Consider the following 24,876-nt stretch of genomic DNA (forward strand, 5'->3'; position numbering starts at 1 on the left):
CGGTGAAAGTTATAACTGTCTCATTGAGGTAATATTCCGTCATAATGGCATGAGTCCTTTTTAATAAACGAATTATTTTTTGATGGGTTTTTATTTATTTTTTAGTCATGAAGGTGACGTCTATTGCTGCTTTGTCGCTCATTTTTATCTTTCCAGCAACAATCACTAATAATATCAAATAATTATCAATAGTTACGACGACTGGAACGGATACATAGTTATATATTCGATAATTCAATTATATTCAGCGTGTAAATAAAACCACCAACAACAGACACGCTACCGCCTCCATATAAAAATGGATACCTTATAAAATTGAGTTCTTACATAGAAAAGGCTGAAATATTGTGTGTTTTTAATTATCAACTAAAAATACAATATCTTTTTATTAACACCAATACACCTTATCGCATTAGATTCATTAACAATGAATTATTCTTAATATATCAATAAGGTATATATTACTCTCTTTACTATCTACTTTTATTGAAGTAGCGATATTAATAGCAAAATTCGGAATTTATTTAGATGCTGGAGTGAGCAAAAGTGATAGCGACTTTCTCACTTTACACTGAAGTTACAGGAAAGAGTGTAATGGGGTATCCAACCTAACCAGAGATTTCTGACGATAGAGCCGCTTAGAGAGACAATGAGGATAACCGCATTCTGAGTTACCCTTTTAAAAGGGTACTAGCGAAACTTGAAGATAAAACAGTGATGAAATGAAGGCGTCATGAGATCCGTTGATACAGAACGCCTAAGCCAGCCCCGTATACAAGGCTGGCTTAAATGTGCTAGCAATCAGTAAAAATCACCGGTTGCCTTTTCGGCTTGATCCATCCACACCGGTTTATCGCTGGTTTTCGACCAGACGCGGTGCAGGTAGCTGTAAAAGCGGGCGCGGTCTTTCCAGAAAAGCATGAAAGGCAGCGCCAGAACGCCCGCTGCAACCGCATAAGTACGGCGTAAAAAGATAAGCCATGCAGGATATTCTTTATAGAGTTCCATACTTTTCTCCCCCTTTTTTGTATCTACCCGGTGAATAACACCGGAAAAATGAATTCGTTTATCTGATGAAAATAGTACCGCCTTTTGTGTAATTTTACTACTCATCCGACCACTTATTTTTGCTTATTGATGGTTTATTTACATTCACCGTGTAATTAAGTTACATAAAAGTTAAAATGATACTAACCATTAGTTAAATCATGGCTTTTGCCATTTTTATACTTTTTTTACACCCCGCCCGCAGATTTTTGCGAAATCTTTGCAGCCACAATTCTACCCTTCCGGTATCACTTTTAGGCCACTGGAGGTGCACTGTGAGTGCAGGCGTGATAACCGGCGTGTTGCTGGTGTTTTTATTACTGGGTTATCTGGTTTATGCCCTGATCAATGCGGAGGCGTTCTGATGGCTGCGCAAGGGTTCTTACTGATCGCCACGTTTTTACTGGTGCTGATGGTGCTGGCGCGCCCTTTAGGCAGCGGGCTGGCACGGCTGATTAATGATATTCCTCTTCCCGGTACGGCAGGCGTTGAACGCGTACTCTTTCGCGCACTTGGCGTCTCTGACCGTGAGATGAACTGGAAGCAGTATCTGTCTGCCATTCTCTGCCTGAACCTGCTGGGACTGGCGGTGCTGTTTTTCATGCTGGTCGGTCAGCATTATCTGCCGCTTAATCCGCAGCAACTGCCGGGTTTGTCGTGGGATCTGGCGCTGAATACTGCTGTCAGCTTTGTCACCAACACCAACTGGCAGTCTTACAGCGGCGAAACAACGTTGAGCTATTTCAGTCAGATGACGGGCTTAACGGTACAAAACTTTCTTTCTGCCGCCAGCGGGATTACGGTGATTTTCGCCCTCATCCGCGCGTTTACCCGCCAGAGCATGAGCACACTGGGCAATGCCTGGGTCGATCTGTTACGCATCACGTTATGGGTGTTAGCCCCAGTGGCGTTGTTGATCGCCCTGTTTTTTATTCAACAAGGTGCGCTGCAAAACTTTCTGCCTTATCAGGCTGTGACAACCGTTGAAGGGGCACAGCAATTGTTACCGATGGGGCCGGTGGCTTCTCAGGAAGCGATCAAGATGCTCGGTACTAATGGCGGTGGTTTCTTTAATGCCAACTCGTCGCATCCGTTTGAAAACCCGACTGCACTGACCAACTTCGTGCAAATGCTGGCGATCTTCTTGATCCCAACGGCGCTTTGCTTTGCCTTTGGCGAAGTGGCGGGCGATCGTCGTCAGGGGCGCATGTTGCTGTGGGCAATGTCGGTGATTTTTGTCATCTGCGTGGCCGTGGTGATGTGGGCAGAAATTCAGGGTAATCCTCATCTGTTGGCGCTGGGCGCAGACAGCAGCATCAATATGGAAGGTAAAGAGAGCCGTTTTGGCGTACTGGTCAGTAGCCTGTTTGCGGTCGTGACTACGGCGGCTTCCTGCGGCGCAGTGATTGCGATGCATGATTCGTTTACCGCTCTCGGCGGCATGGTGCCGATGTGGTTGATGCAAATTGGTGAAGTGGTATTCGGCGGCGTGGGTTCTGGCCTTTACGGCATGATGCTGTTCGTCCTGCTGGCGGTGTTTATTGCCGGGCTGATGATTGGTCGCACGCCGGAATATCTGGGTAAAAAAATCGACGTGCGCGAGATGAAACTGACCGCGCTGGCGATTCTGGTTACCCCAACGCTGGTGCTGATGGGCGCGGCGCTGGCGATGATGACCGATGCCGGACGTAGCGCCATGCTCAACCCTGGCCCGCATGGTTTTAGCGAAGTGCTGTACGCCGTGTCGTCCGCCGCCAACAACAACGGCAGTGCCTTTGCCGGATTAAGCGCCAACTCACCGTTCTGGAACTGCTTACTGGCGTTCTGCATGTTTGTCGGGCGCTTCGGGGTGATTATCCCGGTGATGGCGATTGCCGGTTCGCTGGTGAGTAAAAAGAGCCAACCCGCCAGCTCCGGTACACTGCCAACGCACGGCCCGCTGTTTATTGGCCTGTTAATCGGCACCGTGTTGCTGGTTGGCGCACTGACCTTTATCCCTGCCCTGGCGCTTGGTCCGGTGGCGGAATATCTCTCCTGATGATATTGAGTGAGCACTGAATATGAGTCGTAAACAACTGGCGCTATTCGAACCAACACTTGTCGCCCAGGCGCTGAAAGAAGCGGTGAAAAAATTAAGTCCGCAGGCGCAATGGCGCAATCCGGTGATGTTTATCGTCTGGATCGGCAGTCTGCTGACCACCTTTATTAGTATCGCGATGGTGAGCGGTGCGATGCCCGGCAATGCGCTATTTAGCGCGGCAATTAGTGGCTGGCTTTGGGTCACCGTGCTGTTCGCCAATTTCGCAGAGGCGCTGGCGGAAGGCCGCAGTAAAGCGCAGGCCAACAGTCTGAAAGGGGTGAAAAAAACCGCCTTTGCTCGCAAGCTGCGCGAGCCGAAATATGGTGCTGTGGCAGACAAAGTTCCGGCCGATCAACTGCGTAAAGGCGACATCGTGCTGGTAGAAGCGGGCGATATTATCCCTTGCGATGGTGAAGTTATTGAAGGTGGCGCATCGGTCGATGAGAGCGCCATCACCGGGGAATCGGCACCGGTGATCCGTGAGTCCGGCGGCGATTTTGCCTCCGTCACTGGCGGCACGCGTATTCTTTCTGACTGGCTGGTAATTGAGTGCAGCGTTAACCCCGGCGAGACGTTTCTGGATCGGATGATCGCGATGGTGGAAGGCGCACAACGACGCAAAACGCCGAACGAGATTGCCCTGACCATTCTCCTGATTGCCCTGACCATCGTCTTTTTACTGGCAACCGCAACGCTATGGCCATTTACCGCCTGGGGCGGTAACGCAGTCAGCGTGACGGTACTGGTAGCGCTGCTGGTCTGTCTGATCCCAACAACTATCGGCGGCTTGCTGTCAGCTATCGGCGTCGCCGGGATGAGCCGGATGCTGGGCGCGAATGTGATCGCCACCAGCGGACGTGCAGTTGAAGCTGCGGGCGACGTGGACGTCCTGCTGCTGGATAAAACCGGCACCATCACCCTCGGTAACCGCCAGGCATCAGAGTTTATCCCCGCGCAGGGCGTGGAGGAAAAAACGCTGGCCGACGCCGCACAACTGGCTTCGCTGGCCGATGAAACGCCGGAAGGCCGCAGTATTGTGATCCTCGCCAAGCAGCGTTTTAACCTGCGCGAGCGCGATGTGCAGTCGCTCCATGCCACCTTTGTACCCTTTACTGCGCAAAGCCGGATGAGTGGGATCAACATTGATAACCGCATGATCCGTAAAGGTTCTGTCGATGCCATTCGCCGTCATGTCGAGGCTAACGGTAGCCACTTCCCTGCCGATGTCGACCAAAAAGTCGATCAGGTTGCGCGTCAGGGTGCCACGCCGCTGGTAGTGGTGGAAGGTTCTCGCGTGCTGGGCGTTATTGCGCTGAAAGATATCATCAAAGGTGGCATTAAAGAGCGTTTCGCCCAACTGCGCCAAATGGGCATTAAAACGGTGATGATTACCGGCGATAACCGTCTGACCGCCGCCGCCATTGCAGCGGAAGCGGGCGTCGACGATTTCCTTGCCGAAGCGACACCAGAGGCCAAGCTGGCGTTGATTCGTCAGTACCAGGCGGAAGGCCGTTTGGTGGCAATGACTGGCGACGGCACCAACGATGCCCCAGCGCTGGCGCAAGCCGACGTCGCGGTGGCGATGAACTCCGGCACTCAGGCGGCGAAAGAAGCGGGCAATATGGTGGATCTCGACTCCAATCCGACCAAGTTGATCGAGGTGGTGCATATTGGCAAACAGATGCTGATGACCCGTGGTTCGCTTACGACCTTCAGCATTGCCAACGATGTGGCGAAATACTTCGCCATTATTCCGGCGGCGTTCGCGGCAACGTATCCGCAGTTGAATGCGCTGAACATCATGCGCCTGCATTCGCCCGACTCCGCCATTCTCAGTGCAGTTATTTTCAATGCCTTGATTATCGTCTTTTTGATTCCCCTGGCATTAAAAGGCGTGAGTTATAAACCGCTTACCGCTTCTGCCATGTTGCGCCGTAACTTATGGATTTACGGTATGGGTGGGCTGCTGGTGCCGTTTATCGGTATCAAAGTCATTGATTTACTGCTGACCGTTTGCGGTCTGGTGTGAGGTTTACCATGCGTGGATTACGTCCGGCATTCTCGACTTTTCTCTTTCTGTTATTGATTACTGGCGGCGTTTACCCGCTGCTAACCACCCTGCTTGGGCAATGGTGGTTTCCCTGGCAGGCCAACGGTTCGTTGATCCGTGAAGGTGATACAGTGCGCGGTTCGGCATTAATCGGGCAGAATTTTACCGATAACGGCTATTTTCATGGCCGCCCGTCGGCAACGGCAGAAATGCCCTATAATCCACAGGCTTCTGGCGGGAGCAATCTGGCGGTCAGTAATCCGGCGCTGAATAAACAAATAGCTGCACGCGTTGCTGCTTTACGAGCCGCTAACCCGGATGCCAGCGCGAGCGTTCCGGTTGAACTGGTCACGGCTTCGGCAAGCGGGCTGGACAATAACATTACCCCGCAAGCGGCGACCTGGCAGATCCCACGGGTGGCGAAAGCGCGTAATCTCAGCGTTGAACAGCTCACACAACTGGTCGCAAAATACAGCCAACAACCGCTGGTGAAATATATCGGCCAGCCGGTCGTCAACATTGTCGAACTCAATCTGGCGCTGGATAAGCTTGATGAATAACGAACCCTTACGTCCCGACCCCGACCGTCTGCTGGAACAAACTGCCGCGCCGCATCGCGGAAAGCTAAAAGTTTTCTTCGGTGCCTGTGCGGGCGTCGGGAAAACCTGGGCGATGCTGGCGGAAGCCCAGCGACTGCGGGCGCAAGGGCTGGATATTGTGGTTGGCGTGGTAGAAACCCACGGGCGGAAAGATACCGCCGCAATGCTGGAAGGTCTGGCTGTTCTGCCACTGAAACGCCAGGCGTACCGTGGGCGGCATATCAGCGAGTTTGATCTCGATGCCGCCCTCGCCCGCCGTCCGGCGCTGATATTAATGGATGAACTGGCGCACAGTAATGCGCCAGGTTCCCGTCATCCTAAACGCTGGCAGGATATCGAAGAGCTACTGGAAGCAGGCATTGATGTTTTCACTACCGTCAACGTTCAGCATCTGGAAAGTCTGAACGATGTGGTCAGTGGCGTCACCGGAATTCAGGTACGGGAAACCGTGCCCGATCCTTTTTTCGATGCCGCCGACGACGTGGTGCTGGTGGACCTGCCTCCGGACGATCTGCGCCAGCGCCTGAAAGAAGGCAAAGTCTATATTGCCGGGCAGGCTGAGCGCGCCATTGAACATTTTTTCCGCAAAGGCAATTTGATTGCCCTGCGCGAACTGGCGCTGCGCCGTACTGCCGATCGCGTAGATGAGCAAATGCGCGCCTGGCGGGGGAGTCCTGGCGAAGAGAAAGTCTGGCACACGCGCGACGCGATCCTTTTATGTATTGGGCATAATACGGGCAGCGAAAAACTGGTTCGGGCGGCGGCGCGGCTGGCGTCAAGGCTGGGGAGCGTCTGGCACGCTGTATATGTTGAAACCCCTGCCCTGCACCGCTTACCGGAGAAAAAACGTCGAGCCATTCTCAGCGCCTTGCGTCTGGCGCAGGAGTTAGGCGCAGAGACAGCAACACTTTCTGATCCGGCAGAAGAAAAAGCCGTAGTGCGTTATGCCCGGGAGCATAATCTCGGCAAGATAATTCTCGGTCGCCCGGCCTCGCGCCGCTGGTGGCGTCGGGAAACCTTTGCCGACCGACTGGCGCGCATCGCCCCCGACCTCGATCAGGTACTGGTCGCGCTTGATGAACCACCTGCGCGCACAATTAATAACGCGCCGGATAGCCGCTCTTTTAAAGACAAATGGCGGGTGCAAATTCAGGGCTGCGTGGTTGCCGCCGCGTTATGCGCCGTTATCACTTTAATTGCCATGCAGTGGCTGATGGCCTTCGATGCCGCTAACCTGGTGATGCTGTATCTGTTGGGCGTGGTGGTGGTGGCACTTTTTTATGGTCGCTGGCCTTCGGTGGTTGCCACCGTCATTAACGTGGTGAGTTTCGATCTCTTTTTTATCGCCCCACGCGGCACGCTCGCCGTCTCTGATGTGCAGTATCTGCTGACCTTCACGGTGATGTTAACCGTCGGGCTGGTGATCGGGAACCTTACCGCTGGCGTGCGTTACCAGGCGCGGGTAGCCCGTTACCGCGAGCAACGCACGCGACACTTATATGAAATGTCAAAAACGCTGGCGGTAGGCCGCAGTCCCCAGGACATCGCTGCCACCAGCGAGCAGTTTATTGCTTCTACTTTTCATGCCCGCAGTCAGGTGTTGTTACCTGATGACAACGGTATATTACTGCCGCTAACACATCCGCAGGGGATGACGCCGTGGGACGATGCTATCGCCCGCTGGAGCTTTGATAAAGGTCTGCCTGCGGGTGCGGGCACCGACACTTTACCCGGCGTGCCGTACCAGATTTTGCCGTTAAAAAGCGGCGAGAAAACCTACGGACTGGTGGTGGTGGAACCGGGAAATTTGCGCCAGTTGATGATCCCGGAACAACAGCGCCTGCTGGAAACGTTTACGCTGTTAGTGGCCAATGCTCTTGAGCGCCTGATGCTGACCGCCAGCGAAGAACAGGCGCGGATGGCCAGCGAGCGTGAACAGATCCGCAACGCGCTGCTGGCGGCGCTGTCTCACGATTTACGCACCCCGCTTACGGTGCTGTTTGGTCAGGCAGAAATCTTAACGCTTGATCTGGCAAGCGAAGGTTCTCCGCACGCTCGCCAGGCCAGCGAAATTCGCCAGCATGTGCTGAACACGACCCGACTGGTAAATAACTTGCTGGATATGGCGCGAATTCAGTCCGGCGGCTTTAATTTGAAGAAAGAGTGGTTAACGCTGGAAGAAGTCGTCGGCAGTGCGCTGCAAATGCTGGAGCCAGGTTTATCGTCACCCATCAACCTCTCTCTGCCTGAACCGCTGACCTTGATCCACGTCGACGGGCCACTGTTTGAGCGGGTGCTGATTAATCTGCTGGAGAATGCGGTGAAGTACGCGGGAACGCAGGCTGAAATTGGTATTGATGCCCATGTCGAGGGAGAGCAACTACAACTGGATGTCTGGGATAACGGCTCCGGTATTCCACAAGGTCAGGAACGGACGATTTTTGATAAATTTGCCCGCGGGAATAAAGAGTCAGCAGTGCCGGGCGTCGGGCTTGGGTTGGCAATTTGTCGGGCGATTGTAGAAATACACGGTGGTACGATCATCGCATTCAACCGACCGGAAGGTGGCGCTTGTTTTCGTGTTACACTTCCTCAGCAAACCGCTCCTGAACTTGAAGAATTTCATGAGGATATGTGACAAACGTTCTGATTGTTGAAGATGAACAGGCTATTCGTCGCTTTCTGCGCACAGCGCTGGAGGGCGACGGTATGCGCGTCTTTGAGGCCGAAACACTGCAACGTGGGCTGCTGGAGGCGGCAACCCGTAAGCCGGATTTGATTATTCTCGATCTCGGCCTGCCCGATGGCGATGGAATTGAGTTTATCCGCGACCTGCGCCAGTGGAGCGCGGTGCCGGTAATTGTGCTTTCCGCACGTAGCGAAGAGAGCGACAAAATCGCCGCGCTGGATGCCGGAGCTGATGATTACCTGAGTAAACCGTTTGGCATTGGTGAATTGCAGGCTCGTCTACGCGTCGCGTTACGCCGCCACTCCGCCACCGCCGCGCCCGATCCGGTGGTGACATTTTCCGATGTGACCGTTGATTTGGCCGCCCGCGTGATCCATCGCGGCGAGGAAGAAGTGCATTTGACGCCGATAGAGTTCCGCCTGCTGGCTGTGTTGCTCAACAACGCCGGGAAAGTGCTTACCCAGCGCCAGTTACTCAACCAGGTATGGGGGCCAAATGCGGTCGAACACAGTCACTATTTGCGTATTTATATGGGGCATCTGCGACAAAAACTAGAGCAAGACCCGGCCCGACCTCGCCATTTTATTACTGAAACCGGTATTGGGTATCGGTTTATGCTTTAGGGTGTTATTTGTCTGATGCGGCGAAAACGCCTTGTCCGGCCTACAAAATAGTGAAAATTCAATATATTGCACCATTCTCGTAGGCCTGATAAGCGTAGCGCATCAGGCGGTCATAAGTAAAAAAGGGCGATCTTCCGACCGCCCTTTTTTCTTACTTTATATGATTACGCGTTTTTCAGAACTTCGCTAACAATCTCAACCGCCTCTTTCTCGATCTGCTTACGATGTGCTTCGCCAAGGAAGCTTTCGCAGTAGATCTTGTATGCGTCTTCCGTGCCTGACGGACGCGCGGCGAACCAGCCGTTGTCGGTCATCACTTTCAAACCACCGATAGAAGCACCGTTGCCCGGCGCAGCGGTCAGACGCGCGGTGATTGGGTCGCCTGCCAGAGTGCTGGCGCTCACCATTTCCGGAGACAGCTTAGACAGCGCCGCTTTCTGTGCGGAAGTTGCTGCTGCCTGCAAACGGTTGTAGCTCGGCGCACCAAAGCGTTTTGCCAGCTCGTTGTAGTGTTCCTGCGGGTTTTTGCCGGTGACGGCAGTAATTTCCGCCGCCAGCAGACACATAATGATGCCGTCTTTATCAGTTGACCACGGCGTACCGTCGAAACGCAGGAACGAAGCGCCCGCGCTCTCTTCGCCGCCAAAGCCGAAGCTGCCGTCAAACAGACCATCCACAAACCATTTGAAACCTACCGGTACTTCTACCAGCTTGCGACCCAGGTCATTGACCACACGGTCGATCATCGCAGAAGAAACCAGCGTTTTACCGACGGCAACATCTTTGCCCCACTGCGGACGATGCTGGAACAAGTAATTGATCGCTACTGCCAGGTAGTGGTTCGGATTCATCAAACCTGCCGGAGTAACGATGCCGTGACGGTCATAATCCGGATCGTTAGCAAACGCCAGATCGAACTTATCACGCAGTGCCAGCAGACCCGCCATCGCACACTCAGAGGAGCAGTCCATACGGATCGCGCCGTCTTTGTCGAGGTGCATAAAGCGGAAAGTCTGATCGACCTGATCGTTAACGATGGTCAGGTTGAGATTGTAATATTCGCCAATGCGCTTCCAGTATTCGATACCGGAACCACCCAACGGATCGACACCCAGCGTCAGGCCAGCCTTCTGAATCGCCGCCATATCGACGATATCGGCCAGGCCTTCCACGAACGGTTGCACCAGATCTTGTTCTTTCACATGACCGGATGCCATCGCTTCGTCAAGGGAGATACGCTTCACATCTTTCAGGCCATCGGCCAGCAGTGCGTTGGCCCTGTCTTCCACCACTTTGGTGACGTTGGTATCAGCCGGGCCACCATTTGGCGGATTGTATTTGATACCACCATCTTCCGGCGGGTTATGGGACGGCGTAATCACGATACCATCTGCCAGCGGGCCACCTTTTTTGTTGTGAACCAGAATGGCATTGGAAACGGCAGGTGTCGGAGTGAAGCCATTATTTTCCTGCACAATGACATCAACCCCGTTTGCTGCCAGCACTTCCAGCACGGAAATGAATGCAGGTTCGGACAAGGCGTGAGTATCTTTACCCACATAGCAAGGGCCAGTGATGCCGTTTTTCGCACGTTCTTCGGCAATCGCTTGAGCGATCGCCAGAATGTGCGGCTCGTTAAAGCTGTGGCGCGCTGCACTGCCACGGTGACCGGAAGTACCGAATTTCACCGCGTGCTCCGCATTCCCTGCTTCTGGTTTCAGTACATAATATTGCGCCGTCAGTTGGGCGACATTAATCAAATCACTCTGTTGTGCAGGCTGGCCTGCACGATTGTGGATTGCCATTGCTTTGTCCTTTATCTGCAACGTTGTTTTAAATTGTCCCGCAAACCTTCTCAATCAATTCCGCCGGGAATTGCATCGACTGCATGATGTGTTCAATCATGCTGCATTTACGGCCAGTGTTAGTGTTGGTGATCACCCAATACGGCGTGCCTGGCACGTGTTTCGGCTTGGTCTGATTACCATTTTTCAGCAGCGTCTGTTCATCTGCCGCAAAGTAAACGCGCGTGCGACCGTGCAACGATTCCGTTGCTTCGGCAAACGCCTGGGCGTCAAGAGAATATAGTGTAGACAACAGCAGCATAAAGCGGTTGACCGCACGCTTCTGCTCTGCGTATTCATCGGAAAGCAGAAGTTCACGCATTGCGCGTACTTTGTCTTTAATCGTTTTGATCGGCTTCGCTTCGACGATAGCAGGCGACGCAATGCGAACCTCTTTCGTCACCGGAGCAGCAGGCTGTGATGCGGCGGAAAACTTCAACATACGCCGTAAAATGTCGGATGCGCTCTCGCCGATATGCTTAGTGTGGCTGGCAATATAGCTGTAGAGTTCATCATCAACTTCAATCGTTTTCATCTTAATCCAGTGCGGTGTCTTAGCTGAATACAAGTCGCCAGGAGTATATGAATAAATCCCGGCAGCGGATAGCGTCAAGCCTGGCTTGCAGAAAAACTCGGATTAAACCTTATTTGTTGCAGCCCTGTGGCACAATGGTCAACATAATACCCTAACCCGACTTCGCGAAAAAAAGAACTTTGCCATGAAATTGAATATCCGCGCGCAATCTACACAAAATCAGCACAATAATTCTCCCATCGTCCTTGTTCATGGTCTGTTTGGTAGTCTCGACAACCTCGGCGTGCTGGCACGTGACCTGGTGAGCGACCACGATATCATCCAGGTGGATATGCGTAACCACGGACTTTCACCGCGCGATCCTGTGATGAATTATCCGGCGATGGCGCAGGATCTGCTGGATACGCTGGATGCGCAGCAGATCGATAAGGCGACATTTATTGGCCACTCAATGGGCGGCAAAGCAGTAATGGCGCTCACCGCGCAGGCCCCCGATCGCATCGATAAACTGGTGGCAATCGATATTGCGCCCGTCGATTATCACGTGCGCCGTCATGATGAGATTTTCGCGGCCATCAACGCGGTCAGCGAATCTGACGCACAAACACGTCAACAGGCGGCGACGGTGATGCGTCAGCATCTGAATGAAGAAGGGGTGATTCAGTTTCTGTTGAAATCCTACGTTGACGGCGAATGGCGTTTTAACGTGCCGGTGTTGTGGGATCAGTATCCGCATATTGTGGGTTGGGAGAAAATCCCGGCGTGGGATCACCCCGCCCTATTTATCCCCGGTGGTAATTCGCCGTATGTTACTGAACAATATCGTGATGATTTACTGGCGCAATTTCCGCAGGCACGGGCGCATGTGATTGCAGGTGCGGGTCACTGGGTACACGCAGAAAAACCTGATGCAGTGCTGCGCGCCATCCGCCGCTATCTCAATGATTAATGCAACTGATTAAAAACCCAGCGTCTGCGTCGCTTTCCGCGCGTGGGCGTTGGCGTGACTCATCGCGCTGATGTATTATGGCGCGCTATCCATCCGGGCAGACGCCTGGCTGATTGTTTCCCCCGAAGTCACCAAGATCATGGCCAAAGAACAAACGGACCGTACGACATTAGATCTGTTCGCGCACGAGCGTCGACCGGGACGACCGAAAACCAATCCGCTTTCGCGCGATGAACAGCTGCGTATTAATAAACGCAACCAGCTAAAACGCGACAAAGTACGTGGTCTTAAGCGTGTCGAACTGAAGCTGAATGCAGAAGCTGTCGAGGCGCTGAACGAGCTGGCAGAGTCGCGTAATATGAGCCGTAGCGAACTGATCGAAGAGATGTTGATGCAACAACTCGCGGCGCTGCGTAGTCAGGGCATCGTCTGATCCCATCCTTTACTCAAATAATTCGGGTTACAGCCCATGTAACTTGAAGTTGGACAAAAAAATCGTGTAGCACAGTGTGCAGTCCTGCGAGTTTGCTGATTCCGCAAGACTGCCTGTTCTGCTATGATTGCCTTTATCCGTGGGCAATTTGCCACCCCCATTTCAATAAGTTTCAAGAGGTTATTTCACTCATGGCTATCACTGGCATCTTTTTCGGCAGCGACACCGGTAATACCGAAAATATCGCGAAAATGATTCAAAAACAGCTTGGTAAAGACGTTGCCGATGTCCATGACATTGCAAAAAGCAGCAAAGAAGATCTGGAAGCTTATGACATTCTGCTGCTGGGCATCCCAACCTGGTACTACGGCGAAGCGCAGTGTGACTGGGACGACTTCTTCCCGACTCTCGAAGAGATTGATTTCAATGGTAAACTGGTTGCACTGTTTGGCTGTGGCGACCAGGAAGATTACGCAGAATATTTCTGCGACGCGTTAGGCACTATCCGTGACATCATCGAACCGCGTGGTGCTACCATCGTTGGTCACTGGCCAACTGCGGGCTACCATTTCGAAGCCTCAAAAGGTCTGGCGGATGACAACCACTTTGTCGGTCTGGCTATCGACGAAGACCGTCAGCCGGAACTGACCGCCGAACGCGTGGAAAAATGGGTGAAACAAATTTCTGAAGAGCTGCATCTCGACGAAATTATCAACGCCTGATGTGATGCGGCGTAGACTCATGTCTACGCCGTATTAATAGATAATGCCAATCAAAATAATTGCTACAAATTTGTAACTTTTGCCGTTGTACCTGTACAATGTTCCAGTGTTGAAGTGGCCTTACCGATGTAAATGTAAGCTAAGCCACGTTTTTATTAACAATATTTGCCAGGGACTTGTAGTTTTCATTTAGGCATGGCAATTCTATAATGATACGCATTATCTCAAGAGCAAATTCTGTCACTTCTTTTAATGAAGTGAATCGCTTAGTAACAGGACAGATTCCGCATGACTGATAACAATACCGCCCTAAAGAAAGCTGGCCTGAAAGTAACGCTTCCACGCTTAAAAATCCTGGAAGTTCTTCAGGAGCCGGACAACCATCACGTCAGTGCGGAAGATTTGTACAAACGTCTGATCGATATGGGTGAAGAAATTGGTCTGGCTACCGTATATCGCGTACTGAACCAGTTTGACGACGCCGGTATCGTCACCCGCCACAATTTTGAAGGCGGTAAATCCGTATTTGAACTGACCCAGCAACATCACCACGATCACCTGATCTGCCTCGATTGCGGCAAGGTTATCGAATTTAGTGATGAATCTATCGAAGCGCGTCAGCGTGAAATTGCCGCAAAACACGGCATTCGCCTGACTAACCATAGTCTCTATCTTTACGGTCACTGCGCCGAAGGCGATTGCCGCGAAGATGAGCACGCGCACGAAGGCAATTAAGTCAGCCTGAACGAGAAAAAGCCAACCTGCGGGTTGGCTTTTTTATAAAGAGAAATAAGAAAAGCGAGAGTTACAGCTCTCGCTTTTTGTTTTTTACTGCGTAGCGTTATTACTGCGAATTTCCTGCCAGACCTTATCACAATCGGCTTTCACCGCCTGATCATTACCGGTTTGCGTTGCCTGAATACACTGCTGATAATCCAGCACGCGCACACTTTCCTGCTCGGCAAATTGCTGATGTTGTTTCTCTTTCTTCAGCACGTTTAACACGCTCTGGCAGGCTTCAATTTTTTCCGGCGAGCCTTGTGCGGTATTAATACAGGCGCTGTACGCCTCTTTCAGACGACTATCTTCCTGTGGCGCGGTTGATTGCGCACAGGCCACCAACCCCGATGCCATCATGGCGATGAGAATCAGTTTCTTCATAGCAAATTCCTCAAACGTGCGGCAGGCGAAAAACCTGCCGCGTCGGACATCAGAAGATAGTGAATGGCGCGATAACCATAAACTTCACGTCACGCTCATCCTGGAAGATGTTGCCGTAACCGCCGCCCCAGCTCGGGATATCGGAGTGGTTATCGTATTCGGTGAAGTGCAGCTTGAACATCGTACCTTTGGCGCGACCATCCTGAAGGGTGTAGACCGCATCCAGGCTGTATGCAGACTCTTCAATAGTCCGGTTCTTGTCGTAGTACGCATCCGGGTTGCTCTGCCAGGTAGCGGGGTTGGCATCCCAGGCGTAAACGTAAGAAGCGCCGATGGCGAAACCTGGAAGATTCCAGTTTTTCAGATCATACATCGCGCCGAAGAAGACCGCTTTTTCGCCGTTGGCGTTAAAATCAGAACGGTTATCCCACCAGATATCCAGGCGGCCGTTAGAGGAAGCGTAGGTTGGGGTCATACGCTGTAAGAAGTACCCCTGCTGACCGTCAGCTTTCACCCAGGTGCCTTCCAGGCGCAAATCCACTACGTCAGCCGCCCGGTAGCCAAAGGTCAACGCCTGTAGCCAGGCGGTGCCGTCGTAAAGATCGTTGACGCTGCGATCGTCAACTTTATCGCGCGTACCGTAGAACTGGTAGCTGGTAGTTAGCGGGCTACCGGCGATATCAAATTTGTAGCTGGCTTTAGCAAAATACTGATCGATATACCCTTCAGCCTGACCAAATGCCGCTTCCAGCACGAGGTTATTTTTGAAATCGTACTTCGCCCCGAGGGAGTGCAGGTAATCAACTTTGGTGGTTTTATCGTTCTGATAAAACTCATCCATTTCCAGATGCCACGGCGCTTTATATTCGTTGGTCCACATGTAGGAGAAGCTCAACGCACCAGCATCACCGTAATCAAAATTAGCCCCGGCTTCCGCGCCCTGATAAGTACCCGGCATAAAGCTCCAGTGCGGCGCTAACAGCGTCTGACCGGTTGGCTGAATATAACCTGCTCTCGCCCACGCCGGACCGTATTTAAATTTGGCCGCTGCTTTATACAGGCTTATACCGCTTTTATCGCCTGACCAGTCTTCGTCATAGGCTTTATTACTTTTCGAAAAAGCGATTTCGTTCGGGTGTGAACTGTCGCCATTTTCCGCCATTTCAATCGCCGTAAACGCAGCAATATCAAGGCCGAACATATCCGCGGCATAACCAGACTGAAAATCGAGGTTGGTATTCCAGGTGGAGTGAGAAAGGTTGGTTTTGTATTTGTCGCCGTCGGTAACATCTTTACGGTCACGTTCACGCTGCCAGTAATAGATACCGCCGGTTAAGGTTGAATCGTCGATAAATCCTTCGGCGTGAGCCTCCGGCATTGCCATAAAGCCCGACATTGCTGTAACACCGGCGATAGCCAGCGCCAGCGTACTACGTTTACCACTAAACGTACGCATGGGTTAATCCTCTTTGACGTATAAATTGCTGCACCAAGGGTGAACAGCGAAAAAATAAAAAATTAAAAAAGTAGCGTTGAGAAAAGTCTCGCTGACTACAGGAACAGACTATTTTTCGCGCCGCGAATTATCAATCTCTTTCTGTAACGAGAATGTAAGAACATGAGCAACCGCACATATTTTGATGATTTTTGTTACAAGGTTTAAATTTGTACCAGGAGAGCGCGTAGAAGAAAAATATGCGGCTTTCCAGTGGGATGAAGGCAGTCGCATTCGATTAAATTATGGCTGGTGATTTTAAATTTGTTTTATGGATAAATTACAAAGCGGAATTAATTCGCGAAGAAAAGCAGAAAAAACGCCGCTGAGTGCGGCGTTTGGGATTGTTGACGAAGTGCACTTTGTTCATGCCGGATGCGGCGTGGACGCCTTATCCGGCAAAGTGGAACTTAACGTTACTCGCCAACCTTCGCCCAGGTATCACGCAGCCCAACGGTGCGGTTAAATACTGGTTTTTCCGCAGTGGAATGGCGACTGTCGAGACAGAAATAGCCTTCACGCTCAAACTGGAACGCTTTACCTGCTACCGCATCTTTCAGCGACGGTTCAGCAAAGCCCTGTTTGATCACCAGCGATTCCGGGTTAATCACCGACAGGAAATCATCCGCAGCGCCTGGATTCGGCACGCTGAACAGACGGTCATACAGACGGATTTCAACCGGTAGCGCATGTGCCGCACTTACCCAGTGGATAACGCCTTTGACCTTACGACCATCAGCCGGATCTTTGCTCAGGGTGTCAGCATCGTAAGTACAGAAGATAGTGGTGATATTGCCTTCAGCATCTTTCTCCACGCGTTCCGCTTTAATCACGTAAGCATTACGCAGACGCACTTCTTTACCCAGCACCAGACGTTTGTACTGTTTGTTGGCTTCTTCGCGGAAATCGGCACGATCGATCCAAATCTCAGCACTAAACGGCACCTGGCGGCTACCCATTTCCGGTTTGTTCGGATGGTTCGGCATGGTAACCATTTCGCCTTCGCCCTGATAGTTTTCGATAACCAGTTTTACTGGATCGATAACTGCCATTGCGCGAGGGGCGTTTTCGTTAAGATCTTCACGGATGCAGGATTCCAGCGACGCCATCTCAATAGTGTTGTCCTGCTTGGTCACGCCAATGCGTTTGCAGAACTCACGAATAGAAGCCGCGGTATAACCACGACGACGCAGACCGGAAATGGTCGGCATACGCGGATCGTCCCAGCCTTCTACGTGCTTGTCGGTCACCAACTGGTTCAGTTTACGCTTGGACATCACGGTGTATTCCAGATTCAGACGCGAGAATTCGTACTGGCGCGGATGAACAGGAATAGTGATGTTGTCCAGAACCCAGTCGTACAGACGACGGTTGTCCTGGAACTCCAGCGTACACAGAGAGTGGGTAATACCTTCCAACGCATCGCTGATGCAGTGGGTGAAGTCGTACATCGGGTAGATGCACCACTTGTTGCCGGTCTGATGATGTTCAGCAAACTTAATGCGATACAGCACCGGATCGCGCATCACGATAAACGGCGATGCCATGTCGATTTTCGCACGCAGGCAGGCTTTACCTTCTTCAAAACCGCCGGTACGCATCTTCTCGAACAGCGCCAGGTTCTCTTCAACGCTACGGTCGCGGTATGGGCTGTTTCTACCCGGCTGCGTCAGAGTGCCACGATATTCGCGGATTTGCTCTGGCGTCAGTTCATCAACATATGCCAGGCCTTTATTGATCAGTTCAACAGCATAGGCGTGGAGTTGATCAAAATAATCGGAGGAGTAACGGACGTTACCTGACCAGTGAAAACCTAACCACTCAACGTCGTTTTTGATCGACTCGACGTACTCGATATCTTCTTTTACCGGGTTGGTGTCGTCGAAACGCAGGTTGCACTGGCCTTTATAGTCCTGGGCGATCCCGAAGTTCAGGCAGATAGATTTCGCATGGCCAATATGCAGATAGCCATTCGGCTCCGGCGGGAAACGGGTGTGTACTGTGGTGTGCTTACCACTGGCCAGATCTTCATCGATGATCTGACGAATAAAGTTAGTCGGGCGGGCTTCAGCCTCACTCATCGTGGATTCCTCAAAGCGTAAACAACGTATAACGGCGTATGATCTTATAAGCGAGACAGGCTGACAACTGTTAGTTAGAGAAAATCGAAAAATCTAACAAAGATTATGGGGATGATTGATGAAAAAAAAAGCGGTAGAGAAGATCCCCACCGCTTGTCATTGTTGGATGCGACGCTTGACGCGTCTTATCCAACCTACGGGCCTGATAAGACGCGTCAAGCGTCGCATCAGGCATAAAGCCGATTACTTTTTGATTTCAAACAGCGGTGTTTGACCCGCTACGACGTGCCCCTGGGCTTTAATAACCAGGCCGCTGAAATCGTCGATATTGCTGCAAACAACCGGACTGATCATCGAGCGAGCGTTAGCGTTCAGGTAATCCAGATCCATTTCCAGAATCGGTTGCCCTGCGCTTACCTGCGCGCCCTCTTCCACCAGACGTTTAAAACCTTTACCTTCCAGCGCCACAGTATCGATACCCATGTGGACTACGATTTCCGCGCCTTTTTCGGTTTCCAGGCAGAACGCGTGGTTGGTGTTGAAGATTTTCACGATAGTCCCTGCGGCTGGTGATACAACGATTTTATCCGTCGGTTTCACCGCCACACCGTCACCCACCGCTTTGCTGGCGAATGCTTCGTCTGGCACCTGATCCAGCGCCACAACATCACCAGTAATCGGTGATACCAGTTCAACGATAGACACTGCGTTTGGTACAGCCTGTGGTTTTGCTGCCGGAGCAGCAGTTGCCGGAGCGGCTTCAGCAGACGCTGCTGCTACCGGCCCACGGGCAACGACTTTCTTCATTGCATCACCGATAGATTCGGCTTTCGCACCGACAATCACCTGAATAGTCTGCTTGTTCAGTTTCACCACACCAGAAGCACCCAGACGTTTACACATCGCATCGTTGACGAGAGCTGAGTCAGCCACCGTCAGGCGCAGACGGGTAATACAGGCGTCAATCGCTTTCAGGTTGTCACTACCGCCAACCGCAGCAATATAGTTGGTCGCCAGTTGAGTCAGACCTTCTTCAGTGTTGCTGTTGGCTTCTTCAGTAACAATTTCGTCTTCTTTATCTTCACGACCTGGCGTTTTCAGGTTGAACAGGCGGATAACCACACTGAACACCACGAAGTAGATAGCGAAGAAAACAACGCCCATCACCAACAGCATCCAGACGTTCTGGCTGGCGGCCGGCAGGTTATACATCAACGCATAGTCGATGGCACCCGCAGAGAAGGAGAAGCCCGCGTGGATACCCAGCAACGTTGCGACAAACAGGCTGATGCCGGTCAGCAGTGCGTGCAGGAGGTACAGCAGCGGAGCGAGGAACATGAACAGGAATTCCAGCGGCTCAGTCACACCGGTCAGGAACGCGGTGATAGCCACGGAAAGCAGCATCCCACCAACCATCGGACGACGCTCTTTCGGCGCGGCAAAATACATCGCCAGCGCTGCACCCGGCAAACCGAACATCATGATCGGGAAGAAGCCGGACATGAACATCCCCGCCGTGCCGTCACCCGCATAGAAGCGGTTGATATCGCCGTGGAATACAGCACCCGCCGCGTTGGTGAATTCACCAATCTGGAACCAGGCGATAGTGTTCAGCACCTGATGCAGACCCGTTGGGATCAGCAGACGGTTGATGAAACCAAAGATACCGGAACCCAGCGCGCCTGCAGAAACGATCCATTCGCCACCTGCATGAATAGCGTGCTGCACCGGCGGCCAGACATAACCAAAAATGGCTGCCAGCACCAGACAGAAGAAGCCAGTGGCAATCGGCACAAAGCGTTTACCGCCGAAGAAGCTCAGGAAGTCAGGCAGTTTAATCGCGGACCAACGGTTATAGGCTGCACCACCGACCAGACCGGTAATGATACCCGCCAGAACACCCATGTTAATTTCCGGGTTGATGGTTACCATCGCTTTGGTCAGTACAAAATACCCGACTGCCCCCGCCAGCGCCGCCGCGCCCGCGCTGTCTTTTGACCAACTGGATGCCACACCGATCGCGAAGATAAGCGCAAGGTTGTCAAAAATCGCACCGCCCGCCTGGGCAATAAACGCAACGTTAAGTAAATCTGGCTGGCCGAATCGCAGCAACAGTGCCGCCACCGGCAGCACCGCGATAGGGAGCTGTAACGCCCTACCGAGTCGCTGGAAAAACCCTAAAATATTCATCTTATTCCCCCTACGAGAACCCTATTTGGCTTGTTTAAAGCCGTATTTTTATTTTGCTGCAAACTGTACTGCCGATGTTCTGTAATCAGGTTGTTAGATCATCTGCTACAGAGTGTGTAAAAAATTAATTCGTACCGCAAATTAAACGCGTGTCTTTTGTGAGTTTTGTCACCAAATATCGTTATCATCACTCCCTTTTACTGGCTAAACCAGAAAACTTATTTTATCATTCAAAAAATCAGGTCGGATTGACGCCTGTCTGCGCAAATCCAGGTTACGCTTAAAGATGCCAAATCCGCCAACGGCTTAATTTTTCTTATCGAGGTGAATAATGAGACTGATCCCCCTGACTACTGCTGAACAGGTCGGCAAATGGGCTGCGCGCCATATCGTCAATCGCATCAATGCGTTCAAACCGACTGCCGATCGCCCGTTCGTGCTTGGCTTGCCGACCGGTGGCACACCGATGACCACCTATAAAGCGTTAGTCGAAATGCATAAAGCAGGCCAGGTCAGCTTTAAGCACGTTGTCACCTTCAACATGGACGAGTATGTCGGTCTGCCGAAAGAGCATCCGGAAAGCTACTACAGCTTTATGCACCGTAATTTCTTCGATCACGTTGATATTCCAGCAGAAAATATCAACCTTCTCAATGGCAACGCCCCGGATATCGACGCCGAATGCCGCCAGTATGAAGAAAAAATCCGCTCTTACGGTAAAATTCATCTGTTTATGGGCGGTGTAGGTAACGACGGTCATATTGCATTTAACGAACCAGCCTCTTCTCTCGCCTCTCGCACCCGTATCAAAACCCTGACACATGACACTCGCGTCGCAAACTCTCGTTTCTTTGATAATGATGTTAATCAGGTGCCAAAATATGCGCTGACCGTCGGTGTGGGTACACTGCTGGATGCCGAAGAAGTGATGATTCTGGTGCTGGGTAGCCAGAAAGCACTGGCACTGCAGGCGGCCGTTGAAGGTTGCGTTAACCACATGTGGACTATTAGCTGTCTGCAACTGCATCCGAAAGCGATCATGGTGTGTGATGAACCTTCGACCATGGAGCTGAAAGTTAAGACTTTAAGATATTTCAATGAATTAGAAGCAGAAAACATCAAAGGTCTGTAATTGTTATCCCTGCCCTGACGTTTCGTTCAGGGCTGTATTATTTTTGATATCGGGGGTCGGAATGTATGCATTAACCCAGGGCCGGATCTTTACCGGCCACGAATTTCTTGATGACCATGCGGTTGTTATCGCTGATGGCCTGATTAAAAGCGTCTGTCCAGTAGCGGAACTGCCGCCAGAGATTGAACAACGTTCACTGAACGGGGCCATTCTCTCCCCCGGTTTTATCGATGTGCAGTTAAACGGCTGCGGTGGCGTACAGTTCAACGATACTGCTGAAGCGGTCAGCGTGGAAACGCTGGAAATCATGCAGAAAGCCAATGAGAAATCAGGCTGTACTAACTACCTGCCGACGCTTATCACCACCAGCGATGAGCTGATGAAACAGGGTGTGCGCGTAATGCGCGAATACCTGGCAAAACATCCGAATCAGGCATTAGGTCTGCATCTGGAAGGTCCGTGGCTGAATCTGGTAAAAAAAGGCACTCATAATCCGAATTTCGTGCGTAAGCCCGATGCCGCGCTGGTCGATTTCCTTTGTGAAAATGCCGATGTTATTACCAAAGTCACACTAGCGCCGGAAATGGTGCCAACGGAAGTGATCAGTAAACTGGCAAATGCTGGTATTGTGGTTTCAGCCGGTCACTCCAACGCCACATTGAAAGAAGCGAAAGCCGGTTTCCGCGCGGGGATTACCTTTGCCACCCATCTGTACAATGCGATGCCGTATATTACGGGGCGTGAGCCGGGTCTGGCGGGCGCGATCCTCGACGAAGCTGACATTTATTGCGGTATTATTGCCGATGGCCTGCACGTTGATTACGCTAACATTCGCAACGCCAAACGTCTGAAAGGCGACAAACTGTGTCTGGTTACCGATGCGACTGCGCCAGCAGGTGCCAATATTGAACAGTTCATTTTTGCGGGTAAAACAATATACTACCGCAACGGACTTTGTGTGGATGAGAACGGTACGTTAAGTGGTTCATCCTTAACCATGATTGAAGGCGTGCGTAATCTGGTCGAACATTGTGGTATCGCACTGGATGAAGTGCTGCGTATGGCGACGCTTTATCCGGCGCGTGCAATTGGCGTTGAGAAACGTCTCGGCACTCTCGCCGCAGGTAAAGTGGCCAACCTGACCGCATTCACACCTGATTTTAAAATCACCAGGACCATCGTTAACGGTAACGAGGTCGTAACTCAATAAGAGAAAGTATGACACCAGGCGGACAAGCTCAGATAGGTAATGTTGATCTCGTAAAACAGCTTAACAGCGCGGCGGTTTATCGCCTGATTGACCAACATGGGCCAATCTCGCGAATTCAGATTGCCGAACAAAGCCAGCTTGCCCCCGCCAGCGTAACTAAAATTACGCGTCAGCTTATCGAACGCGGGTTGATCAAAGAAGTTGATCAGCAGGCCTCCACCGGAGGCCGCCGCGCAATCTCTATTGTCACCGAAACCCGCAATTTCCAGGCTATCGGCGTACGACTTGGTCGTCACGACGCTACCATCACCCTGTTTGATCTCAGCAGCAAAGTGCTGGCAGAAGAACATTACCCGCTGCCAGAGCGTACCCAGCAAACGCTGGAACATGCGCTCTTAAACGCCATCGCCCAGTTTATTGATGGCTACCAGCGCAAACTGCGAGAGTTAATCGCCATTTCGGTTATTCTGCCAGGGCTTGTCGACCCGGACAGCGGCAAAATTCATTACATGCCGCATATCCAGGTGGAAAACTGGGGGCTGGTAGAGGCTCTGGAAGAACGTTTTAAAGTGACCTGTTTTGTCGGTCACGATATCCGCAGTCTGGCGCTGGCAGAGCACTACTTCGGTGCAAGTCAGGATTGCGAAGACTCCATTCTGGTGCGCGTGCACCGCGGAACGGGTGCCGGAATCATCTCTAACGGGCGCATTTTTATCGGCCGCAACGGCAACGTTGGTGAAATTGGCCATATTCAGGTTGAACCGCTGGGTGAACGCTGCCACTGCGGAAATTTCGGTTGTCTGGAAACTATCGCTGCCAACGCCGCCATTGAACAACGAGTGTTGAATCTGTTAAAGCAGGGCTATCAGAGCCGCGTGCCGCTGGATGACTGCACCATCAAAACTATCTGTAAAGCCGCAAACAAAGGCGACAGTCTGGCGTCGGAAGTGATTGAGTATGTCGGTCGCCATCTGGGTAAAACCATCGCCATTGCCATCAACTTATTTAACCCGCAAAAAATTGTTATTGCCGGTGAGATCACCGAAGCCGATAAAGTGCTGCTGCCCGCCATTGAAAGCTGCATTAATACCCAGGCGTTGAAGGCGTTTCGCACTAATCTGCCGGTAGTGCGTTCCGAACTGGATCACCGCTCAGCAATCGGTGCTTTTGCACTGGTAAAACGCGCCATGCTCAACGGTATTTTGCTCCAGCATTTGCTGGAAAATTAATGTGCTTTTATAGTGGCGCTTATTGTTGTCAATATTCTGGGTAGTCCATGACCATTAAAAATGTAATTTGCGATATCGACGGCGTGCTGATGCACGATAACGTCGCCGTACCGGGTGCAGCGGAGTTTTTGCACGGGATTATGGATAAAGGCCTGCCGCTGGTGTTGCTGACCAACTATCCTTCGCAGACCGGGCAAGACCTGGCAAACCGCTTTGCCACTGCGGGTGTCGATGTGCCAGACAGTGTGTTTTATACCTCCGCGATGGCAACTGCCGATTTCCTGCGTCGACAGGAAGGCAAAAAAGCGTATGTAGTGGGCGAAGGCGCGCTGATCCATGAACTGTACAAAGCCGGTTTTACCATTACCGATGTTAATCCTGACTTTGTGATTGTTGGCGAAACGCGCTCATACAACTGGGACATGATGCATAAAGCGGCATATTTCGTCGCCAACGGCGCACGTTTTATCGCCACCAACCCGGATACTCACGGACGTGGTTTCTATCCGGCCTGTGGCGCATTGTGCGCGGGGATCGAGAAAATCTCCGGACGTAAACCGTTCTATGTTGGTAAACCCAGCCCGTGGATCATCCGTGCAGCATTAAACAAAATGCAGGCGCACTCGGAAGAAACGGTGATTGTTGGCGATAACCTGCGTACCGACATTCTGGCTGGCTTCCAGGCGGGTCTGGAGACGATTCTGGTACTCTCTGGTGTTTCGTCGCTCGACGATATCGACAGTATGCCGTTCCGCCCTAGCTGGATTTACCCATCAGTCGCTGAAATCGACGTTATCTGAAAATCAA

General features: G+C 51.8%; 22 protein-coding genes. 15 read left to right on the plus strand and 7 right to left on the minus strand.

Translation table 11 applies throughout. The features are described from left to right. Positions 1 to 801: 801 nt before the first annotated feature. Positions 802 to 1,008 carry a YbfA family protein gene (locus C7B16_RS17940; RefSeq protein ID WP_000424791.1) on the minus strand — a complete coding sequence of 69 codons (207 nt, stop codon included), beginning with the start codon at positions 1,006 to 1,008 and terminating at the stop codon, positions 802 to 804. Between the two features lie 314 nt (positions 1,009 to 1,322). On the opposite strand from C7B16_RS17940, the gene kdpF reads away from it, so the two are divergent. From kdpF to kdpE, 6 genes are read left to right on the plus strand one after another with little or no spacing between them, the layout of a single operon-like run. After that, the gene (gene kdpF, locus C7B16_RS17945) at positions 1,323 to 1,412 is read left to right on the plus strand and encodes a K(+)-transporting ATPase subunit F (RefSeq protein WP_001272653.1); all 90 of its coding nucleotides are present in this window, start codon (positions 1,323 to 1,325) and stop codon (positions 1,410 to 1,412) included. Continuing rightward, positions 1,412 to 3,085, plus strand: a complete 1,674-nt coding sequence (gene kdpA, locus C7B16_RS17950; RefSeq protein ID WP_000741116.1) for a potassium-transporting ATPase subunit KdpA — start codon at positions 1,412 to 1,414, stop codon at positions 3,083 to 3,085. Before kdpF ends, kdpA begins: the two co-directional genes overlap by 1 nt. Positions 3,086 to 3,107: 22 nt before the next feature. Next, on the plus strand, positions 3,108 to 5,156 hold the full coding sequence (kdpB, locus tag C7B16_RS17955; protein ID WP_000087925.1) for a potassium-transporting ATPase subunit KdpB: 2,049 nt from the start codon (positions 3,108 to 3,110) through the stop codon (positions 5,154 to 5,156). An 8-nt stretch (positions 5,157 to 5,164) separates the two neighbouring features. Then, the gene (kdpC, locus tag C7B16_RS17960; protein ID WP_001515981.1) at positions 5,165 to 5,737 is read left to right on the plus strand and encodes a K(+)-transporting ATPase subunit C; all 573 of its coding nucleotides are present in this window, start codon (positions 5,165 to 5,167) and stop codon (positions 5,735 to 5,737) included. Next, positions 5,730 to 8,414, plus strand: a complete 2,685-nt coding sequence (kdpD, locus tag C7B16_RS17965) for a two-component system sensor histidine kinase KdpD (protein WP_001515980.1) — start codon at positions 5,730 to 5,732, stop codon at positions 8,412 to 8,414. Before kdpC ends, kdpD begins: the two co-directional genes overlap by 8 nt. After that, a complete protein-coding gene (gene kdpE, locus C7B16_RS17970; protein WP_000186070.1) occupies positions 8,411 to 9,088 on the plus strand; it encodes a two-component system response regulator KdpE in 678 nt (225 codons plus the stop codon). The genes kdpD and kdpE overlap by 4 nt, the downstream gene beginning before the upstream one ends. 164 nt (positions 9,089 to 9,252) lie before the next feature. Here kdpE and pgm read toward each other — a convergent pair whose 3' ends face one another. Next, positions 9,253 to 10,893, minus strand: coding sequence for a phosphoglucomutase (alpha-D-glucose-1,6-bisphosphate-dependent) (gene pgm / locus C7B16_RS17975; RefSeq protein ID WP_010380767.1), 1,641 nt, complete (start codon positions 10,891 to 10,893; stop codon positions 9,253 to 9,255). Between the two features lie 28 nt (positions 10,894 to 10,921). After that, positions 10,922 to 11,467, minus strand: coding sequence for a replication initiation negative regulator SeqA (gene seqA / locus C7B16_RS17980; RefSeq protein WP_001515978.1), 546 nt, complete (start codon positions 11,465 to 11,467; stop codon positions 10,922 to 10,924). A 184-nt stretch (positions 11,468 to 11,651) separates the two neighbouring features. Between seqA and ybfF the strand changes: the two genes are divergently transcribed. The 5 genes from ybfF to fur all read left to right on the plus strand — a co-directional run bounded on the left by ybfF (position 11,652) and on the right by fur (position 14,306). Further along, on the plus strand, positions 11,652 to 12,416 hold the full coding sequence (gene ybfF / locus C7B16_RS17985) for an esterase (protein ID WP_107179969.1): 765 nt from the start codon (positions 11,652 to 11,654) through the stop codon (positions 12,414 to 12,416). A gap of 139 nt (positions 12,417 to 12,555) precedes the next feature. Continuing rightward, a complete protein-coding gene (ybfE, locus tag C7B16_RS17990; RefSeq protein WP_001300829.1) occupies positions 12,556 to 12,849 on the plus strand; it encodes a LexA regulated protein in 294 nt (97 codons plus the stop codon). 191 nt (positions 12,850 to 13,040) lie between these two features. Continuing rightward, positions 13,041 to 13,571, plus strand: a complete 531-nt coding sequence (gene fldA, locus C7B16_RS17995; RefSeq protein ID WP_001515976.1) for a flavodoxin FldA — start codon at positions 13,041 to 13,043, stop codon at positions 13,569 to 13,571. 209 nt (positions 13,572 to 13,780) lie between these two features. Next, positions 13,781 to 13,867, plus strand: coding sequence for a fur leader peptide (gene uof / locus C7B16_RS18000; protein ID WP_010380762.1), 87 nt, complete (start codon positions 13,781 to 13,783; stop codon positions 13,865 to 13,867). After that, a complete protein-coding gene (gene fur, locus C7B16_RS18005; protein ID WP_000131707.1) occupies positions 13,860 to 14,306 on the plus strand; it encodes a ferric iron uptake transcriptional regulator in 447 nt (148 codons plus the stop codon). Before uof ends, fur begins: the two co-directional genes overlap by 8 nt. A gap of 93 nt (positions 14,307 to 14,399) precedes the next feature. On the opposite strand, the gene chiQ is transcribed toward fur, so the two are convergent. The 4 genes from chiQ to nagE all read right to left on the minus strand — a co-directional run bounded on the left by chiQ (position 14,400) and on the right by nagE (position 20,498). Beyond that, a complete protein-coding gene (chiQ, locus tag C7B16_RS18010; protein ID WP_001515975.1) occupies positions 14,400 to 14,732 on the minus strand; it encodes a ChiQ/YbfN family lipoprotein in 333 nt (110 codons plus the stop codon). Between the two features lie 49 nt (positions 14,733 to 14,781). Next, positions 14,782 to 16,188, minus strand: coding sequence for a chitoporin ChiP (chiP, locus tag C7B16_RS18015; protein ID WP_107179970.1), 1,407 nt, complete (start codon positions 16,186 to 16,188; stop codon positions 14,782 to 14,784). A gap of 455 nt (positions 16,189 to 16,643) precedes the next feature. Continuing rightward, on the minus strand, positions 16,644 to 18,308 hold the full coding sequence (gene glnS / locus C7B16_RS18020; protein ID WP_016263046.1) for a glutamine--tRNA ligase: 1,665 nt from the start codon (positions 18,306 to 18,308) through the stop codon (positions 16,644 to 16,646). A gap of 243 nt (positions 18,309 to 18,551) precedes the next feature. After that, positions 18,552 to 20,498, minus strand: a complete 1,947-nt coding sequence (gene nagE, locus C7B16_RS18025; protein ID WP_001023084.1) for a PTS N-acetyl glucosamine transporter subunit IIABC — start codon at positions 20,496 to 20,498, stop codon at positions 18,552 to 18,554. Between the two features lie 331 nt (positions 20,499 to 20,829). Here nagE and nagB point away from each other — a divergent pair, with 331 nt between their 5' ends. The 4 genes from nagB (at position 20,830) to nagD (ending at position 24,869) form a co-directional block, all read left to right on the plus strand. After that, positions 20,830 to 21,630: a glucosamine-6-phosphate deaminase gene (gene nagB / locus C7B16_RS18030; protein ID WP_001237072.1), complete on the plus strand. Its 801-nt coding sequence runs from the start codon at positions 20,830 to 20,832 to the stop codon at positions 21,628 to 21,630. A gap of 61 nt (positions 21,631 to 21,691) precedes the next feature. Next, positions 21,692 to 22,840, plus strand: coding sequence for an N-acetylglucosamine-6-phosphate deacetylase (gene nagA, locus C7B16_RS18035; protein WP_000271161.1), 1,149 nt, complete (start codon positions 21,692 to 21,694; stop codon positions 22,838 to 22,840). A gap of 8 nt (positions 22,841 to 22,848) precedes the next feature. Continuing rightward, positions 22,849 to 24,069 carry a DNA-binding transcriptional regulator NagC gene (gene nagC / locus C7B16_RS18040; RefSeq protein WP_000187581.1) on the plus strand — a complete coding sequence of 407 codons (1,221 nt, stop codon included), beginning with the start codon at positions 22,849 to 22,851 and terminating at the stop codon, positions 24,067 to 24,069. Positions 24,070 to 24,116: 47 nt separating this feature from the next. Next, the gene (gene nagD / locus C7B16_RS18045; RefSeq protein WP_000153129.1) at positions 24,117 to 24,869 is read left to right on the plus strand and encodes a ribonucleotide monophosphatase NagD; all 753 of its coding nucleotides are present in this window, start codon (positions 24,117 to 24,119) and stop codon (positions 24,867 to 24,869) included. Positions 24,870 to 24,876: the final 7 nt, after the last annotated feature.

The organism is Escherichia sp. 20412-1 (assembly GCF_003027595.1).
GTDB classification, from domain to species: Bacteria; Pseudomonadota; Gammaproteobacteria; order Enterobacterales; family Enterobacteriaceae; genus Escherichia; species Escherichia marmotae.